The sequence below is a fragment of the Nonomuraea sp. C10 genome, from assembly GCF_008017515.1.
GTDB classification, from domain to species: Bacteria; Actinomycetota; Actinomycetes; order Streptosporangiales; family Streptosporangiaceae; genus Nonomuraea; species Nonomuraea ferruginea.
In genome coordinates this window covers 4,142,938-4,161,164 of sequence record NZ_VPFF01000001.1, presented here as the reverse complement: position 1 = coordinate 4,161,164, position 18,227 = coordinate 4,142,938, and the positions used below count along the sequence as shown (strand labels likewise).

Genomic DNA, 18,227 nt, shown 5'->3' with positions numbered 1-18,227 from the left:
GTACGTGAGCGAGAACGACGGGGCCCAGGCGCATCCCGCGCTGGCCGGTGGCGCGCTGTACCTGGACTACAACGCCACCACCCCGGTCGACCCCGAGGCGGTGCGGGCCGCGCTGCCCTACCTGACGACGCACTTCGGCAACCCCTCCAGCGGCCATTCCTACGCCGGTGAGCCGCGCCGGGCCGTGGAGCGCGCCCGCGGCCAGGTGGCCGGACTGCTCGGCGCCCAACCCGGTGAGATCGTGTTCACGAGCGGCGGGTCCGAAGCCGACACGCTGGCCGTCCGCGGCGCCGCCCTCGGCTCCCCGGGGCGGCAGGTCGTCACCCTGGCCACCGAGCATCCGGCGGTGCTGCGCTCCTGCGAGAGCCTGCGCGCGGACGGGTTCACCGTGACGCGGGTGCCGGTGGACCCGCACGGCCGCGTCGACCCGGACGTGCTCCGCGCCGCCGTCCAGGAGCGGGAGACCGCCCTGGTCTCGATCGCCTACGGCAACAGCGAGACCGGCACCCTGCAGCCGATCGCCGAGCTGGCCGCCGTCGCGCACGAGTCGGGGGCCCTGTTCCACACGGACGCCGCGCAGGCCGCCGGGAAGGTGCCCCTCGACGTGTCCGCCCTCGGCGTGGACCTGCTGACGATGGTCGGTCACAAGATGTACGCGCCCAAGGGCGTGGGCGCCCTCTACGTGCGCTCCGGCACCCGGCTCCATCCGCTCATCCACGGCGGCGGCCAGGAGGGCGGGCTGCGGGCCGGCACGGAGAACGTCGCCCTGGTCGCCGCCCTCGGCAGGGCCGCCGAGCTGGCCCGGCTCGAACTGCCCGGCAGCGCCGTACGGCTGGCCGCCCTGCGCGACCTGTTGCACGCCGAACTGGAGGCCCGGTTGCCCGGCCGGGTCCACCTCAACGGTCACCCGGCCGAACGGCTGCCGGGGACGCTGAACGTGAGCATCGACGGCGTCGGAGGCCGGGCCCTGCTGGCCGCGGTCCCCGGCATCGCCGCCGCCACCGGATCGGCCTGCCACGAAGGCGTCGACGCCCCCTCGCCCGTACTGCTCGCCATGGGCCTGCCGGCCCGGCGGGCGTCCGAGTCGGTGCGGCTGTCCCTGGGCCGGTGGAGCACCGAGCGGGAGGTGCGGCAGGCGGCGAGGCTGATCGCCGAAGCGGCCGCCTGAAACGTCACGTCCACGGACGACCGGTCCGTCCGAGAGTCGTGGGAATACGCCCCCCGAAACGGGGCATGGATCGCACCATGGCAGGAAGGGGATGGCCGGCCCGCTGGCCGGTGATCCGGCAGCTCAGAGGCCAGGACGGCAGGGGCGACGCGGCGCGGTCGCGCCGCACCGACGCCCTGCGCCCGCGCACCGAGGACGCCGCCACGGTGGCCCGGTCCATCTGCCCCTACTGCGCGGTCGGCTGCGGCCAGCTCGTCTACGTCGAGGGCGGCAAGGTCACCCAGATCGAGGGCGACCCCGACTCCCCGATCTCCCGGGGACGGCTCTGCCCCAAGGGGGCGGCCAGCAAGCAGCTCGTCACCCATCCGGGACGCCAGACCCAGGTGCTCTACCGCAGGCCGTACGGCACCGGCTGGGAGCGGCTCGACCTGGACACCGCGATGGAGATGATCGCCGACCGGGTGGTGCGCACCCGGCGGGAGACCTGGGAGGACACCCACGAGGGCAAGGTCGTGCGCCGCACGATGGGCATCGCCAGTCTGGGCGGGGCGACGCTCGACAACGAAGAGAACTACCTGATGAAGAAGCTGTACACCGCCCTCGGCGCCATCCAGGTGGAGAACCAGGCGCGTATTTGACACTCCTCCACCGTCCCCGGTCTGGGGACCAGCTTCGGGCGTGGCGGCGCGACGACCTTCCAGCAGGATCTGGCGGAGGCGGACTGCATCGTCATCCAGGGCTCCAACATGGCCGAGTGCCACCCCGTCGGGTTCCAGTGGGTGATGGAGGCCAAGGCGCGCGGGGCGAAGGTCTTCCACGTGGACCCGCGGTTCACCCGCACCAGCGCGCTGGCCGACCGGCACCTGCCGATCCGCGCGGGCAGCGACATCGTGCTGCTCGGCGCGCTGATCAACCACGTGCTGGCGAACGAGCTGGACTTCAGGGAGTACGTGCTGGCGTACACCAACGCCGCCTCCCTCGTGTCCGAGGACTTCCGCGACACCGAGGACCTCGACGGCCTGTTCTCCGGCTGGGACCCGGAGACGGCCGTGTACGACCCGAGGAGCTGGGCGTACGAGTCCACGCCTGAGGGCCATCCTTCCGAGCAGGCGGAGGGCGGAGCCCGGCACGCCAAGACGGCGGGGCCGGACACCTACGGCGCGCGCGGGGCCGCCGTGCACCCCAGCCCGCCCACGGACCCGACGCTGACCCACCCGCGCTGCGTCTACCAGATCGTGAAACGGCACTTCGCCCGCTACACCCCGGAGCTGGTCGAACAGCTCTGCGGCATCCCGCGTGACGACTTCGCCGAGCTGGCCGAGGCGATCATCGCGAACTCCGGCCGCGAGCGCACCACCGCCTGGGTCTACTCCGTCGGCTGGACCCAGCACAGCGTCGGCGCGCAGTACATCCGCACCGCCTCGATCCTGCAGCTCCTGCTGGGCAACATGGGACGGCCCGGCGGCGGCATCCTGGCGCTCCGCGGCCACGCCAGCATCCAGGGCTCGACCGACATCCCGACGCTGTTCAACATCCTGCCGGGCTACCTGGACATGCCGGACGCCGGGCGGCACGAAGGCCTGGACCACTACCTGGAGCTGGAGGGCGGCAGCACGGGCTTCTGGGGCAACCGGCGCGCCTACCTGGTGAGCCTGCTCAAGGCGTGGTGGGGCGAGGCCGCCACCGAGGAGAACGACTTCTGCTTCGGCCACCTGCCGCGCATGACCGGCGACCACGGCCACTACACCACCGTGATGAACCAGATCGACGGCATCGTGAAGGGCTACTTCGTGGTGGGGGAGAACCCCGTGGTCGGCTCCTCCGGCGGCCGGGCGCAGCGCCTCGGCCTGGCGAACCTCGACTGGCTCGTCGTCCGTGACCTGTCCCTGGTGGAGACCGCCACGTTCTGGCTGGACGGCCCGGAGCTGGAGACGGGCGAACTGCGCACCGAGGACATCGGCACCGAGGTGTTCTTCCTGCCCGCCGCGAGCCACGTGGAGAAGGAGGGCACGTTCACCAACACCCAGCGGCTCCTCCAGTGGCGGGAGAAGGCGGTCGACCCGTCCGGCGACTGCCGCAGCGAGCTGTGGTTCTACTACCACCTTGGCAAGCTCATCAGGCGCCGGCTGACCGACGACGAGATCGACCGGCCGGTGCGCGAGCTGACCTGGGACTATCCGGAGCTCGGCGTGCACGGCGAGCCCTCGGCCGCGGCCGTGCTCCGCGAGATCAACGGGGTCGGCCCCGACGGGCGGGCGCTGTCGTCCACCAGCCAGCTCCGCGCCGACGGCTCCACGACCTGCGGCTGCTGGATCTACTGCGGGGTGTACGCCGACGAGGTCAACCAGGCCGCCCGCCGCCGACCCCGCCGGGAACAGACCGCGGTGGCGCCCGAATGGGGCTGGGCGTGGCCGGCCAACCGGCGCATCCTGTACAACCGGGCCTCCGCCGATCCCGAGGGCCGCCCGTGGAGCGAGCGCAAGGCGTACGTGTGGTGGGACGCCGAGCGCGGCGAGTGGACCGGCCACGACGTGCCCGACTGCGAGATCGGCAAGCCGCCCGGTTACGTGCCGCCCGAGGGCGCCTTCGCCGAGGACGCGCTCGCCGGGACCGACCCGTTCATCATGCAGTCCGACGGCAAGGGCTGGCTGTACGTGCCGCTCGGGCTCGTCGACGGCCCGCTGCCCGCCCACTACGAGCCGCACGAGTCTCCGGTCGCCAACCCCCTGTACGCCCAGCAGGCCAACCCGGCACGCCACACCTACAACCGGCCGGAGAGCCCGTACAACGCGCCGGATGGACGCTTCCCCTACGTGCTGACGACGTACAGGCTGACCGAGCACCACACGGCGGGCGCGATGAGCCGGCCGCTGGCCTACCTCGCCGAGCTGCAGCCCGAGCTGTTCTGCGAGGTGTCGCCGCGGCTCGCCGCCGAAGCGGGGCTGACCAACGGCGGCTGGGCCACGATCGTGACCAGCCGCGCCGTGGTGGAGGCGAGGGTGCTGGTCACCGGGCGGATGCGGCCGCTGCGCCTCGGGGGCGTGATCGTCCACCAGGTCGGCCTGCCGTACCACTGGGGGTGGGGCGGAGGCGGCCTGGTCACCGGTGACGTCACCAACGACCTGACGCCGCTGGTCCTCGATCCGAACGTCTACATCCAGGAAGGCAAGGCGATGACCTGTGACGTGCGGCCGGGGCGCCGGCCGAGGGGCCCGGCGGCGCTCGACCTGCTGGAGAGGTACCGCCGTGGCTGAGCGGATGGGCTTCTTCACCGACACGAGCGTGTGCATCGGCTGCAAGGCGTGCGAGGTGGCCTGCAAGGAGTGGAACCAGATCCCCGACGACGGCTTCGTCTTCGAGGCCACCTCCTACGACAACACCGGCATGCTGGGGGCGAGCACCTGGCGGCACGTCGCGTTCATCGAGCAGTCACGACCGGTGGCCGTCGGCGGTGACGAGGGCGTGGACCGGTGGCTGATGTCCTCCGACGTGTGCAAGCACTGCACGCGTGCCGCCTGCCTGGACGTGTGCCCGACCGGGGCGCTGTTCCGGACCGAGTTCGACACGGTGGTGGTGCAGGCCGACATCTGCAACGGGTGCGGCTACTGCGTGCCCGCCTGCCCGTACGGCGTGATCGACCGGCGGGAGGGCGACGGGCGGGCCTGGAAGTGCACGATGTGCTACGACCGCCAGCGCGGCGGCCTCGAACCCGCCTGTTCCAAGGCGTGCCCCACCGACTCGATCCAGTTCGGCCCGCTCGACGAGCTGCGGGAGCGCGCCGAGCAGCGGGTGGCCCGGCTGCGCGCCGACGGGAACGAGCAGGCCCGCCTGTACGGGGAGAGCCCCGATGACGGGGTGGGCGGGACGGGGGCGTTCTTCCTGCTGCTGGACGAGCCCGAGGTGTACGGCCTGCCGCCGGACCCGGTGGTGACCACCCGCGACCTGCCCGCCATGTGGGGCTGGGCGGGCGCGGCCGCGCTGTCGGCGGCCGGCGCCGTGGCTCTGGCGTTCCTGCGTACGGGGGAGCGGCGGTGAAGCGGGAAAGGGCCGTGGCGCGGGAGGTGGTGGCGGAGGCGGAGTTCCGGTCCTACTACGGCCGCCCGGTGATCAAGCCGCCCATCTGGCACGAACCCCACATGCCGACATATCTGTATTTGGGAGGTGTGTCGGGAGTCTCGTCCTCGATGGCCGTGATGGCCCGGCTGACCGGCCGGACCCGCCTCGACCGCACCGCCCGCGTCGCGGCGGCGGCCGGGGCGGCCCTGGGCGCCGGGCTGCTCTCCGCCGAGCTGGGCAGGCCCGAACGGTTCCTCAACATGTTCCGCGTCTTCAAGCTCACCTCGCCGATGAGCGTCGGCTCGTGGATCCTCGCCGCGCACGGCGGGCTGTCGGCCGCCGCCCTGGCCGGTGACCTGACCGGCATCCTGCCGGCCGCCGGTGACGCGGCGCTGCTGGCCACCGCGGTGACCGGGCCGCTGACCGCCACCTACACCGCCGTCCTGGTCGCCGACACCGCCGTGCCCGCCTGGCACGAGGCGTACCGGGAGCTGCCGTTCCTGTTCGCGGGCAGCGCGATGGCCGCCGCGGGGGCGGCCGGGATGCTCGGCACGCCGCCGGCCCATGCCGGTCCCGCCCGCGCCGTGGCCGCGCTCGGGGCGGGCGTGGAGACGGTCGCGGGGCACCTGATGGAGCGCCGGCTCGGGTTCCTGGGGGAGCCGTACCAGGTGGGACGGGCGGGCCGGCTCATGCGCGCCGCGCGCGTCCTGACGGCCGGCGGCGGGCTGCTCGCCGTGGTCGCCGGACGCAGCCGCGCACTCAACGCCGTGTCCGGCCTCGCCCTCACGGCGGGCTCGCTGTGCACCCGCTTCGGCATCCTCGCGGCGGGCCGCGCCTCCGCCGCCGACCCCAAGTACACCGTCGTCCCCCAGCGCCGGCGCCTCGACGAAGCCTCCTGAAGCCGGATCCCGCCCGGGCGCGCCGGGCCCCGACTTTTCAGGAGGCCGAAGTCCTCGGCCCGGCGGGTTCGATTCCCGCCCGCCTCCGCTTATGTTCGGAAACATGGATCGACGCAGGCGGGTGCCACGCACCGACGCCGTGCTCGCCGACTCGCGCCTGGTGGAGGCGGGCGGGCGGCTGGGCCGGTCGGTGGTCAAGGCCGCGGTGGCGGCGGCGCAGGAGCGGGCCCGGCAGGGCGAGATCGCCCCCGAGGAGGTGGCCGACGCGGCGGTGACGGCGCTCCCGGCCCGCGCGGCGAGCCTGCGTCCGGTCGTCAACGCCACCGGCGTGCTGATCCACACCAACCTCGGCCGGGCCCCGCTGTCGGCGGCGGCCGTCGAGGCGATGACCGCCGCCGCCGGGTCCGCCGACGTGGAGTTCGACCTGGCGACGGGCGCCCGGTCGCGGCGGGGCCGGGGCACGCTGGAGGCGCTCGCCGACGCCGTGCCGGTGGCGCAGGACGTGCACGTCGTGAACAACAACGCCGCCGCCCTCGTCCTGGTCGCCACCGCGCTCGCCGCCGGGCGGGAGATCGTGATCAGCCGGGGCGAGCTGGTCGAGATCGGCGACGGGTTCCGCATCCCCGACCTGCTCGCCTCCACCGGGGCGCGGTTGCGCGAGGTGGGCACCACCAACCGCACCTCCGTCCGCGACTACGCCGACGCGGTGGGGCCGGCGACGGGGTTCGTGCTCAAGGTCCACCCGTCGAACTTCCGGATCGAGGGCTTCACCGGCTCGGCCGAGGTGCCGGAGCTGACCGGGCTCGGCGTGCCCGTCGTGGTCGACATCGGCTCCGGCCTGCTGGCCCGTGAGCCGCTGCTGCCCGCAGAACCCGACGCCGCCACCATGATCGAGGCGGGCGCGGACCTGGTGACGGCCAGCGGCGACAAGCTGCTCGGCGGGCCGCAGGCGGGCCTCCTCCTGGGCCGGTGCGACCTGGTCGAACGCTGCCGCCGGCACCCGCTCGCCCGCGCGCTGCGGGTCGACAAGCTCACGCTCGCCGCGCTGGAGGCGACGCTGCGCGGTCCCGTCCCGCCGGTCCGGCGGGCGCTGCACGCCGATCCGGCCGTGCTGGAGAGGCGTGCCGCCGCCCTGGCCGGTCGCCTGGCCGGCGCCGGGATCGACGCCCTGGTGGTGCCGAGCGAGGCCGCCGTCGGCGGCGGCGGCGCTCCCGGAGTGCTGCTGCCGAGCGCGGCCGTGAGCCTGCCCGAACGGTTCGCCGTCCCGCTGCGGACGGGCGATCCGCCGGTCGTCGGCCGGATCGAGGGCGCCCAGCTGCTGCTGGACCTGCGTGCCGTCCCGCCCGAACGCGACGACGACGTGGCGCGCGCGGTGCTGGCGGTCGCGGAGGTGGTGGGCTGATGCACGTCGTGGCCACCGCGGGTCACGTCGACCACGGCAAGTCCACCTTGGTACGGGCACTCACCGGTATGGAGCCCGACCGGCTGGACGAGGAACGCCGGCGCGGCCTCACCATCGAGCTCGGGTACGCGTGGACGTCCCTCCCGTCGGGGGAGCCGCTCGCGTTCGTCGACGTGCCAGGTCATGAGCGGTTCCTCGGCACGATGCTCGCGGGGGTCGGGCCCGTACCGGCCGTGGTGTTCGTGGTGGCGGCCGACGAGGGGTGGATGCCGCAGTCGGAGGAGCACCTGGTGGCCCTGGAGGCCCTCGGGGTGCGGCACTGCCTACTGGTGGTGACCCGCTCGGACCTCGCCGACCCGGGCCCGGCGATCGAGCGGTCCCGCGCCCGCCTGGACGAGGCACTCGGGAAGCCGGGCGGTGGGGTGGCGGCGGTCGCCGTGAGCGGGCGCACCGGTCAGGGGCTGGACGAACTGCGGCGGGCGCTGGACCGGCTGGTGGCCGGGCTGCCCCGGCCGGATCCGGGGGCGGCGGTCCGGTTGTGGATCGACCGGACGTTCAGCGTGACCGGCAGCGGGACGGTGGTGACCGGGACGCTGCCCGCCGGGACGGTGTCGGTGGGCGACGAGCTGCTGCTCGACGGCGAGCCGGTGCGGGTCAGGGGCCTGGAGTCGTTGAAGCGGGCGCGGGACACGGTGTCCGGGGTCGCCCGGGTGGCGGTCAACCTGCGCGGGCACGACCTCCCCGAGCGCGGGCAGGCGCTCGTCACGCCGGGCGGGTGGACGTACACGGAGTCGGTGGACGTACGCGTCGCGCCCGTCGGGAAACAGCCGCAGGAGGGTCCCGGCCTGCCTCGGCGGCTGACCGTCCACGTGGGGTCGGCGGCCGTGACGGCCGAGGCGCGGCACCTCGGCGGCCGCTTCGTACGGCTGCGCCTGGACCGGCCGGTGCCGCTGCGTCTCGGCGACGTGCTGCTGCTGCGCGACCCCGGGCGCGACCGGTCCGAGGTGCGGGTGCTCGCCGGGGCGGACGTCCTCGACGTGCGCCCCCGGGCCCTGCGCGGCCGGGGCGCCGGCAGAGAGCGAGCCGCCCAGCTGGAAACGGCCCTTCCGAAGCCCGCCCCCGAGGCCCCCGACAAGCCCGCCGGGCTCGACGCGGCGTTCGCGTTGCGGGTGCATCGGCTGCTGCGGGCCGCCGACCTGCGGGCCATGGGGGCGGCGCCCGAGGTTCCCGGGGTGGCGGGGGAGTGGCACGCCGATCCGGACTACTGGGAGGAGTCGCGGAGGCGGCTGAGCGAGGCGGCGCGGCGGTACGCGGAGCGCAATCCCCTGGAGCCGGCCATGCCGGTCGAGGCGGCCCGGCGCGAGCTGGGGCTGCCGGACCGGCGGCTGGTCGCGGCGCTGGTGGGGCCGCCGCTCACGCTCGCCGGCGGGCGGATCGTGGCGAGGCAGGCAGGGCTGCCGGGGCCCGTGGCGCTGGCGGTGGAGCGGGTGCAGCGGGAGCTGGCGGCGCGGCCGTTCCAGGCGCCGGAGGCGGGGCGGCTGGCCGAGCTGGGACTGGGCCCGAAGGAGCTGGCGGCGGCCGTGCGGGCGGGGAGCCTGCTGCGGGTGGGCGAGGGCATCGTGCTGCTGCCGGGAGCCGACGGGCGGGCGGCCGAGGTGCTCAGCCGGCTGCCGCAGCCGTTCACGGTCAGCCAGGCCAGACGCGCGCTCGGCACCACCCGCCGGGTCGCCGTGCCGCTGCTCGAACACCTCGACAGGGCCGGTCTCACCGAGCGGCTGGACGAGGTGCGCCGCCGCTGCGGATGACTCCGCTTAGGGGCCTGGACCTGGGTATATATATTGGGAAATCAGGGGGATTGTGAACCATCGTCATCTGGGGGTTGCGATGGTCGGAGACCTTCCACGGCGGCTCGTCGCGGAAGCCATCGGGACAATGCTGCTGGTGATCTTCGGTCCGGGATCCGTGGTGGCCGCGTTGCTCATGGGCAACGGTGAGCTTTCTTACGCCGCGCTCGGCTTCATCTCGTTGTCGTTCGCCGTGGTCGTCGCGCTCGTCATCTACGCCTTCGGCACCACGTCGGGCGCGCACATCAACCCGGCCGTCACCCTCGCCCTGGCGGCGGGCCGCAGGTTCCCGTGGGCGGAGGTGCCACCGTACATCGTGGCGCAGCTCATCGGGGCGTTCGCCGGCGGTCTGCTCATCGTGGGCGGCTTCGGCCGCCGGGCCGCCGACCTGGGCACCGGGCTCACCGCTCTCGGCGAGGGCGTGAGCTATGGGCAGGGCATCCTGCTGGAGGTGATGGGCACGTTCCTGCTGATGCTCACCATCATGGCGATGGCCGTGGACCGCCGGGCGCCGAGCGGCTGGGCGGGGTGGATCATCGGCATGGCCGTCGCCTGCGAGATCTTCGTGATCGGCCCCATGACGGGCGGCTCCGTCAACCCCGCCCGCACCTTCGGCCCGTACCTGACGACGAGCGTGTTCGGCGGTGACACGCCATGGTCGGAGTTCGGCGTCTACATCATCGGCCCGGTCGTCGGAGCCGTACTCGCCGTGCTCGTGTACGACCAGGTGGCGCGCCCGGCGCGCGAGCTGCCCGAGGCGGCCGAGCAGGGCACCGCCGGGGAGATCACCGGCACCCGGCGGCCGGGTGACGAGGAGGACCTCGCGCGGGACGTCCCGGTGGCCCGGAGCTCTCGCGACGACCTGGTACGCGACCGCCCGGCGCACGGCCCACGCCGCCGCCCCGGCCCCGGGGGTGATCGATGACCACGTGACCACCCGCCATTCGCACCCCGTACAAGGGAGAGGGCACGTCATGTCAGGTAACAGAGGAGTCTCCTACGAGGGCCCCGGCAAGGTCGAGGTACGCGTGACCGACTATCCCGACTACGAACTCAAGGACGGTCCGGGCGTCAACCCGGCCAACGTGGGCCGCAAACTGCCCCACGCGGCGATACTCAAGTCGGTCGCGACCAACATCTGCGGAAGCGACCAGCACATGGTCCGAGGCCGTACCACGGCCCCGACGGGCCTCATCCTCGGTCACGAGATCACCGGCGAGGTGGTCGACACCGGCCCCGACGTCGAGTACATCAAGACCGGCGACCTCGTGTCCGTGCCGTTCAACATCTCCTGCGGCCGCTGCCGCAACTGTAAGGAACGCAAGACCGGCGTCTGCGAGAACGTCAACCCGGACCGGCCCGGCTCCGCCTACGGCTACGTCGACATGGGCGGCTGGGTGGGCGGCCAGGCGGAGTACGTCCTGGTGCCGTACGCCGACTGGAACCTGCTGAAGTTCCCGGACAAGGACCAGGCGATGGAGAAGATGCTCGACCTGGCCATGCTCGCGGACATCTTCCCGACGGGGTTCCACGGCTGTGTGGGCGCCGGGGTGGGGCCGGGCTCGACCGTCTACGTCGCCGGGGCCGGACCGGTCGGGCTCGCCGCGGCGAGTTCGGCGTTCCTGCTCGGCGCCGCCGTCGTCATCGTCGGCGACCTGAACAAGGACCGTCTGGAGCAGGCCCGGAGCTTCGGCTGCGAGACCGTCAACGTGGCCGAGGGCGAGCCGAAGGACCAGATCGAGCAGATCCTCGGCGAGCCCGAGGTGGACTGCGCCGTGGACGCCGTCGGCTTCGAGGCCCGCGGCCACGGCAAGGAGGCGGAGAAGGAGCAGCCCGCGACCGTGCTCAACACGGTGATGGACGTCACCCGGGCGGGTGGCGCGCTCGGCATCCCGGGACTCTACGTGACCGGTGACCCCGGCGCGGCGGACGAGGCGGCCAAGCAGGGCTCGCTGTCGATCCAGATCGGTCTCGGCTGGGCCAAGTCGCTCAGTTTCGTCACCGGCCAGTGCCCGGTCATGCGGTACAACCGCCAGCTCATGCAGGCGATCCTGCATGACCGCGTGCAGATCGCCAAGGCGGTCAACGCCACCCCGATCTCGCTGGACGACGCCCCGCGCGGCTACCACGAGTTCGACGAGGGCGCGGCGCGCAAGTACGTGATCGACCCGCACGGCATGCTCGCGTCCAGGTGACCATGCGCCGCGAGCGGCGCGAGCCGTCGCTCGCGGTCCCCCGGGCCGTCACCAGGCCGGGTCCATCACCGTCTCGGGCGCGATGGGCAGGCCGCGGACGCGGCGGCCGGTCGCGTGGAAGACGGCGTTGGCGATGGCGGCGGCCACCCCGACCTGACCGATCTCCCCGACCCCCTTGACCCCGAGTGGGCCGACGACGTCGTCGCGCACCTCGACGAGGTCGACCGTGACCTCGGGCGCGTCGGCGTTGACCGGCACGAGGTACTCGCCCAGGTTCGCCGCGGCCCAGCGGCCCGTGCGGGGGTCCGCGTGGTTGCCTTCCAGGAGAGCCTGGCCCAGGCCCCAGAGCATGCCGCCCATCAGCTGGCTGCGGGCCAGGAGCGGGTTGAGCACCCGTCCGGGCGCGAACGCGCCGCTCAGCCGGCGGACGCGGACGAGGCCGAACTCCGGGTCCACGGCGACCTCGGCGAACTGGGCGCCGAAGGTGAGCAGGCCGTGCGGCGTGTCCAGCGGCGGCGGACGCCACGTGCCCGTCGCCTCCGCGTCGGACAGGTGGTGGCGTTCGAGCAGCTCACGGTACGTGTCGGCGGCGCCGGGACGTTCGGCGGAGGACAGGCGCCCGGCGGCCACGGTCACCGACGCGGGGGCGACGCCGTGCAGCGGTGACGCCTCGTCACCCACCGCCAGCGCGACGAGCTGCTCGCGCAGCGCGGTGCCGGCGGCGTGGACGGCGGAGCCGACCATGCCCGCGCCGGTCGAGCCCACCGCCGCCGTGCTGTTGGGCAGATCGGTGTCGCCGGCCTGGACCTGCAGGTCGGCGAGGGTGACGCCGAGCGCGTCCGCTCCCACCTGGGTGGCGATGGTGAGCACGCCGGTGCCGATCTCCTGCGTCGAGGTCTGCACGACCGCGCTGCCGTCGGCGAAGAGACGGGCCCGGGCGCGCTGGGGCGGCATGAACAACGCCACCGGGTACGCCGCGGCCGCCATCCCGGTGCCGATCAGCCAGTCGCCGTCGGACCGCGTGCGGGGGGCCGGGTCACGCCCGGACCAGCCGAATCGTTCGGCGCCGAGGCGGAGGCACTCCTCCAGCCCGCCGCTGGACCACGGGTTGCCGTGCGGGTCGGTCCGCGCGTGGTTGAGCAGCCGCAGGTCGAGCGGGTCGATCCCGAGCCGGTAGGCCAGCTCGTCCATCGTCGCCTCAAGGGTGAAGACGCCGAGGGTCTCGCCGGGGCCCCGGGTGAAGGTCGGCGTCATGGTGTTGCCCCTGATGAGGCGGTGCACGCCGAGGTAGTCGCCGCACGCGTACAGCTGCGACGAGACGCCGGTCGCGGGCTCGGCCCAGTCGTCGAACGGCGAGGTGACCGACAGCTTCTCGTGCCGGATCGCGGTCAGCCAGCCGTCCCGGGTGGCGCCGAGCGCCATGCTCTTTCCTGCTCCTCGCGGTGCCCCGTCGAGGTGAACATCTGCGGCCGGGTGAGCATCAGCTTCACCGGCCGGCCGACGTGCCGCGCGGCCATGGCGGTGAGCGTCGTGTGCGGCCACACCATCGCCTTGGAGCCGAACGCGCCGCCGACGAAGGACGTGATGACCCGGACGCGGGAGACGGGCAGGCCGAGCAGGTGGGCCACGGTCTGCTGGGTGGCCCGCACGCCCATGGTCGACTCGTACAACGTCAGGTCGTCGCCGTCCCAGACGGCGACCGTCGACGGCGCCTCAAGGGCGTTGTGGTGGTTGGCCGCCATCCGGTAGCGGGCCTCCACCCGCACGTCGGCCCGGGCCAGGCCGGCTTCGGCGTCGCCGCGCTCCTCGCGCCCCGGCAGCAGCCCGCCGAACAGGCGCTCCCCCTCGTACGACCGGCCGCGCCCCTGCTCGATCGTGGCGGTCGCCTGGACGACGTCGTACGAGACGCGCACCAGCGAAGCCGCGTACCGTGCCTGCTCGTACGTCTCGGCGACGACCAGGGCCACCGGCTGTCCCGCGTAGTGCACGACGGTGTCCTGCATCGGGAAGAAGCTCTCGCCGGGCGCGGTCAGGCCCGCCAGCGACGGCAGCAGGCGCGGCGGCGCGGCGATCCTCGGCAGGTTCTCGTGGGTGAGCACGGCGAGGACGCCCTCGGCCGCGTGCGCCGCGCCGGTGTCCATCGCGGACACCCGGCCGGCGGCGACGGACGCGCCGACGATCGCGAGATGCGCCGCCCCCGGCGGCGAGATCTCCGCTGAATACCGCGCGGCGCCGGTCACCTTCGCCGGGCCGTCCACCCGCGTGACCGGCGTGCCGACCGTGGTCATGGCCGGACTCCCCTCAGGCTGTGAGTCAGGCCGCGCACCACCGCGCGGCGCGCGAGCTCGACCTTGAACGCGTTGTACCGGCGAGGCACGGCGGCGTCGAGTTCGAGCGCGGCGGCCCGCCGGAAGGCCGCCTCGTCCGCCGGGCCGCCGACGAGCGCCGCCTCCGCCCGCCTCGCCCGCCAGGGCTTCGTGCCGACCCCGCCCAGAGCGAGCCGGACGCCGGTGACGATCCCGTCCTCCGCCTCCACGGCCGCCGCGACCGAGACGAGGGCGAACTCGTACGACTGCCGGTCGCGGAACTTGAGGTAGACCGAGCCGCGGCCGAGCGGCTCGCCGGGAACGTCGATCCCGACGATCAGCTCGCCGTGCGCCAGCGGGTGCTCGACCTCGGGCGTGTCGCCGGGAAGAAGGAAGAGGTCGTCGGCCGCGATCGCCCGCTCGCCGCCGGGCCCCGCCGTCCGGATGACGGCGTCGAACGCCACCAGCGCGACGGCGACGTCCGACGGGTGGGTGGCGATGCAGCGCTCGCTGGTGCCGAGGATCGCGTGGCCCCGGTTCAGCCCGTCGAGCGCCGAGCAGCCCGTCCCCGGTTCGCGCTTGTTGCAGGGCGAGACGCCGTCGCGCAGGTAGGGGCAGCGGGTGCGCAGGTCCACCTCGTTGGTCCCGCCGGCCAGGAAGGCGCTCGCGGGACTCGCCGCCGCCAGGGCGATCGCGTCGCCGACGTCCCTGGCCCTGCTGTAGGTGAGCGGCCTCACGACGCGCCTCCCGCGCCGTCGCGGACCTGCCGGATGGCGGCGCGGATGTTCGGGTACGCCGCGCAACGGCAGAGGTTGCCGCTCATGAACTCGGCGATGTCCTCGTCGGTGACGGCGTTGCCCTCCTCGATGAGCTTGACCGCGGACATGATCTGTCCAGGGGTGCAGTAGCCGCACTGGAAGGCGTCGTTCTCGACGAAGGCCCGCTGCATCGGGTGCGGCCCGTCGTCGCCGGCGAGCCCCTCGATCGTGGTGATCTCGCGGCCCGCGACGGTGACGGCCAGCATGAGGCAGGCGAGCACCCGCCGGCCGTCGGACCACACGGTGCAGGCCCCGCAGGTGCCCTGGTCGCAGCCCTTCTTGGTGCCGGTCAGGCCGAGGTGCTCGCGCAGCGCGTCGAGCAGGCTCACGCGCGGCTCGACCTGGAGGACCCGGGGCCTGCCGTTGATCCTCAGCGACACCGGGACGCTCTCCGGCCCCTGGATGACGCGCGGGCGGCGATCGGTATCGGACATGGTCTTCCCTTCCCCTGGCCGCTGGCCTGTCCTTCCCTACCCGGCGAAGGTACGGAGGAGCTGAGGCGAGGGCTTGGGCCGGGTAAACCCGGGCGCCCCGCCCCGGCCTTCCCGTTTTCGGAAGCGGGGCGGGGGAAGCCTGACACCTACGTGGAAGAGGGGATTCACCATGCGTGGAGCAGTTCTGTACGCTCCGGGCGACGTCCGCGTCGAGGACCGTCCCGACCCGGTGATCGTCGAGCCCACCGACGCGGTCATCCGGCTCTCGGCGACCTGCGTCTGCGGATCCGATCTGTGGCCCTACCGGGGGGTCGAGAAGCTCGACGGGGCGGCTCCCATGGGGCACGAGTACGTCGGCGTCGTGGAGGAGGTCGGCAGCCAGGTCACCACCATCAGGCCGGGTCAGTTCGTGGTCGGCTCGTTCTGGGCCTCCGACAACACCTGCGAGATCTGCCGGGCGGGCTACCAGAGCGGCTGCGTCCACCGGGTGCTCATGGGCTCGATCGGCACGCAGTCCGAGCTGGCGCGGATACCGCTCGCCGACGGCACGCTCGTCGCGACCCCCGGCATGCCGGACGCCGATCTGGTGCCGAGCCTGCTGGCCGCCTCCGACGTGCTGGGCACCGGATGGTTCGGCGCCGTCGCCGCCGCGGCCGGGCCGGGCAAGACCGTCGTGGTCGTCGGTGACGGCGCCGTCGGACTGTGCGGGATCCTCGCGGCCGGGCAGCTCGGGGCCGAGCGGGTCATCGCGATGAGCCGGCACGCGCCCCGGCAGGAGCTGGCCCGCCGGTTCGGCGCCACGGACATCGTCACCGAACGCGGCGACGAAGGGGTGGCCCGGATCAAGGAGCTGACGGGCGGGCTCGGCGCGCACAGCGTCATCGAGGCGGTCGGCACCCAGGAGTCGATGACGCAGGCCATCCGCTCCACCCGCCCCGGCGGCCACGTCGGCTTCGTCGGCGTCTCCCACGACGTCGCGCTGCAGGGCGACGAGCTGTTCTTCTCGCTCGTGCACCTGCACGGTGGGCCGGCGCCGGTGCGGCAGTATCTTCCCGAGCTGATCGGGCTGATCTGCGACAGGAAGATCGATCCCGGCCAGGTCTTCGACCTGACCCTGCCACTGGACCAGGCCGCGGAGGGCTACCGGGCGATGGACGAGCGCCGCGCGATCAAGGCACTCCTCCTGCCCTGACTACAGGTTGGTGCGGGCGTCCAGGGCGAGCCCTTCGTCGATCGCCTCCGCCGGAACGTCCCTGAGGCCCAGGTGGTCCTTGGCGATCTGCCCGAGGGTGGGCAGGCTGTCGCGGGCCGGCCAGGTCTCGGGCTTCCACAGCGACGACCGCAGGAACGCCTTCGCGCAGTGCATGTAGAGCTCCTCGACGTCCACGAGCACCGCCAGCCGGGGCCGCCTGCCCCGGGCCACCAGGTCGTCGAAGAACGGCGCGTCCGCCACGAGGGTGGCGCGGCCGTTCACCCGCAGGGTCTCGTTCATCCCCGGCACGATGAACAGCAGCCCGACGTGGGGGTTGCGCAGCACGTTGCGGAAGCTGTCGACGCGGTGGTTGCCGGGCCGGTCGGCGAGCGCCAGGCGGTGGTCGTCGAGGACCAGCACCGACCCGGCCGGGTCGCCGCGCGGCGAGACGTCGCACGTCCCGTCGGGGTTCGAGGTCGCCAGCAGCACGAGCGGCGAGTGGGCGATGATCGCGCGGGCGTGCTCGTCGATCCGGCCGATGTCCTTGTCCCAGATGCCCTGCGACGGCTCCGGCACGATCTCCCGGAGCTCGGCCTCGGTCGTCACCGTACGGATCTCAGAAGCGTGATGCACCGCCTCAATATAGTGGTGGGCACGCAGCCCCCGGCCCGTACGTGAGCATCCCCGGGTGGATCACCCTCTGCGGATGCTTTACCGTGGAGGGCAACGAGGGGAGTACTTCCCAAGCGTCGAACCCGGTCAGTACGGACCTGTGGCGGGTCCCCGGGCGGCCGCCCGCGTCAAGCGGGTGAAGGAGACCTCGAACGGCTCAGCGTTCGAGGAGGATGCATGCCCGCCACGTCAGTCTTGGCTGCCGTCGAACTGCAGACGATCGCCTCACCCCAGCTGTGGGCGATCACCATCGCGGGGCTGGTCGCCCTGCTCGTACTCGACTTCGTCGTCACGCGGCGCCCGCACGAGGTGCGGATGCGCGAGGCGGCCGGCTGGTCGATCTTCTACCTGGCCCTTCCCGTGGTGTTCGGGTTCGGCCTGTGGGCGTGGGCCGGGTCCACCGTGGCAGTGGAGTTCTTCACCGGCTACGTCGTGGAGAAGTCGCTGTCGGTGGACAACCTGTTCGTGTTCATGCTGCTGCTGGGCGCCTTCGCGGTGCCCGCCGCGCTGGCCCAGCGTGTCCTGCTCTACGGGATCATCGGGGCGCTGGTGCTGCGGGCCGTCTTCATCGCGCTCGGAGCCGCCGCCCTGCAGAGCGGCACGTGGGCGTTCCTGCTGTTCGGCGCGATCCTCGTGCTGACGGCCGGGAAGGTCTTCAAGGACGCGGCGAGCGGCCGGGAGCAGGAGGTCGACATCTCCTCCATCCGCTCGATCCGGCTGCTGCGCCGGTTCGTGCCGGTGACCGACGACTACCGGGGCTCGCGGCTCGTCGTCAGGGAGGCCGGGCGGTACGCGCTGACCCCGCTGGCGCTGGCCATCGTGGCGGTCTTCGCCACGGACATCGTGTTCGCCGTCGACTCCGTGCCCGCCGTCTACGGCGTCACCGAGGACCCGTTCCTGGTGTTCGCCACCAACGCCTTCGCTCTGCTCGGCCTGCGGGCGCTCTACTTCGTGCTGCAGGGAGCCCTCAGCAAGCTCCGCTACCTCAACCACGGGCTCGCCCTCATCCTGGCGTTCATCGGCGTCAAGCTCGTCCTGCACTGGGCGCACGGCATCTGGCCGCAGGTCCCCGAGATCCCGACCCTCGCCTCGCTGGGCGTCATCGTCACGGTCCTGCTCACCGTCACGCTGACCAGCGTGCGCGCCAACCAGCGCGACGAGCGCCGCGCCGGAGAACGCCCGGACCGGTGACCCGGCATATGCCCAGGTCAGCAGGGTTGTCCGGTTTGTTGCCCCGGAGG

General features: G+C 73.4%; 13 protein-coding genes and 1 pseudogene. 10 read left to right on the top strand and 4 right to left on the bottom strand.

What is annotated here, in order from left to right; genetic code table 11:
* The first annotated feature begins 4 nt into the window (after positions 1 to 4).
* The 8 genes from FR742_RS19090 (at position 5) to fdhA (ending at position 11,564) form a co-directional block, all read left to right on the top strand.
* A complete protein-coding gene (locus FR742_RS19090) occupies positions 5 to 1,168 on the top strand; it encodes a cysteine desulfurase family protein (RefSeq protein WP_222708976.1) in 1,164 nt (387 codons plus the stop codon).
* Positions 1,169 to 1,245: 77 nt separating this feature from the next.
* Positions 1,246 to 4,422, top strand: coding sequence for a formate dehydrogenase (gene fdh / locus FR742_RS19085; protein WP_148032197.1), 3,177 nt, complete (start codon positions 1,246 to 1,248; stop codon positions 4,420 to 4,422).
* Between the two features lie 4 nt (positions 4,423 to 4,426).
* Positions 4,427 to 5,203 (top strand): 4Fe-4S dicluster domain-containing protein, encoded by a 777-nt coding sequence (locus tag FR742_RS19080; RefSeq protein WP_148034666.1) that lies wholly within the window; start codon positions 4,427 to 4,429, stop codon positions 5,201 to 5,203.
* Positions 5,200 to 6,123 carry an NrfD/PsrC family molybdoenzyme membrane anchor subunit gene (gene nrfD, locus FR742_RS19075; protein WP_261808620.1) on the top strand — a complete coding sequence of 308 codons (924 nt, stop codon included), beginning with the start codon at positions 5,200 to 5,202 and terminating at the stop codon, positions 6,121 to 6,123. Before FR742_RS19080 ends, nrfD begins: the two co-directional genes overlap by 4 nt.
* A gap of 103 nt (positions 6,124 to 6,226) precedes the next feature.
* Positions 6,227 to 7,525, top strand: a complete 1,299-nt coding sequence (selA, locus tag FR742_RS19070; protein ID WP_148032196.1) for an L-seryl-tRNA(Sec) selenium transferase — start codon at positions 6,227 to 6,229, stop codon at positions 7,523 to 7,525.
* Positions 7,525 to 9,330 carry a selenocysteine-specific translation elongation factor gene (locus tag FR742_RS19065; protein WP_148032195.1) on the top strand — a complete coding sequence of 602 codons (1,806 nt, stop codon included), beginning with the start codon at positions 7,525 to 7,527 and terminating at the stop codon, positions 9,328 to 9,330. The genes selA and FR742_RS19065 overlap by 1 nt, the downstream gene beginning before the upstream one ends.
* A gap of 79 nt (positions 9,331 to 9,409) precedes the next feature.
* Entirely contained in the window at positions 9,410 to 10,294 is an 885-nt protein-coding gene (locus FR742_RS19060; RefSeq protein WP_148032194.1) for an MIP/aquaporin family protein, read from the top strand.
* 49 nt (positions 10,295 to 10,343) lie between these two features.
* On the top strand, positions 10,344 to 11,564 hold the full coding sequence (gene fdhA, locus FR742_RS19055; protein ID WP_148032193.1) for a formaldehyde dehydrogenase, glutathione-independent: 1,221 nt from the start codon (positions 10,344 to 10,346) through the stop codon (positions 11,562 to 11,564).
* A gap of 48 nt (positions 11,565 to 11,612) precedes the next feature.
* On the opposite strand, the pseudogene FR742_RS46580 reads toward fdhA, so the two are convergent.
* The 3 genes and pseudogenes from FR742_RS46580 to FR742_RS19040 all read right to left on the bottom strand — a co-directional run bounded on the left by FR742_RS46580 (position 11,613) and on the right by FR742_RS19040 (position 15,122).
* A pseudogene (locus tag FR742_RS46580) lies at positions 11,613 to 13,744 on the bottom strand (xanthine dehydrogenase family protein molybdopterin-binding subunit).
* 104 nt (positions 13,745 to 13,848) lie between these two features.
* On the bottom strand, positions 13,849 to 14,607 hold the full coding sequence (locus FR742_RS19045; RefSeq protein ID WP_148032192.1) for a xanthine dehydrogenase family protein subunit M: 759 nt from the start codon (positions 14,605 to 14,607) through the stop codon (positions 13,849 to 13,851).
* Positions 14,604 to 15,122 (bottom strand): (2Fe-2S)-binding protein, encoded by a 519-nt coding sequence (locus tag FR742_RS19040; protein ID WP_148032191.1) that lies wholly within the window; start codon positions 15,120 to 15,122, stop codon positions 14,604 to 14,606. Before FR742_RS19040 ends, FR742_RS19045 begins: the two co-directional genes overlap by 4 nt.
* A 169-nt stretch (positions 15,123 to 15,291) precedes the next feature.
* Between FR742_RS19040 and FR742_RS19035 the strand changes: the two genes are divergently transcribed.
* Positions 15,292 to 16,314 carry a zinc-dependent alcohol dehydrogenase family protein gene (locus FR742_RS19035; RefSeq protein WP_148032190.1) on the top strand — a complete coding sequence of 341 codons (1,023 nt, stop codon included), beginning with the start codon at positions 15,292 to 15,294 and terminating at the stop codon, positions 16,312 to 16,314.
* On the opposite strand, the gene FR742_RS19030 is transcribed toward FR742_RS19035, so the two are convergent.
* A complete protein-coding gene (locus tag FR742_RS19030; protein WP_222708974.1) occupies positions 16,315 to 16,947 on the bottom strand; it encodes a pyridoxamine 5'-phosphate oxidase family protein in 633 nt (210 codons plus the stop codon).
* 216 nt (positions 16,948 to 17,163) lie between these two features.
* Here FR742_RS19030 and FR742_RS19025 point away from each other — a divergent pair, with 216 nt between their 5' ends.
* Positions 17,164 to 18,177 (top strand): TerC/Alx family metal homeostasis membrane protein, encoded by a 1,014-nt coding sequence (locus tag FR742_RS19025; RefSeq protein ID WP_148032189.1) that lies wholly within the window; start codon positions 17,164 to 17,166, stop codon positions 18,175 to 18,177.
* The last annotated feature ends 50 nt before the right edge of the window (positions 18,178 to 18,227 follow it).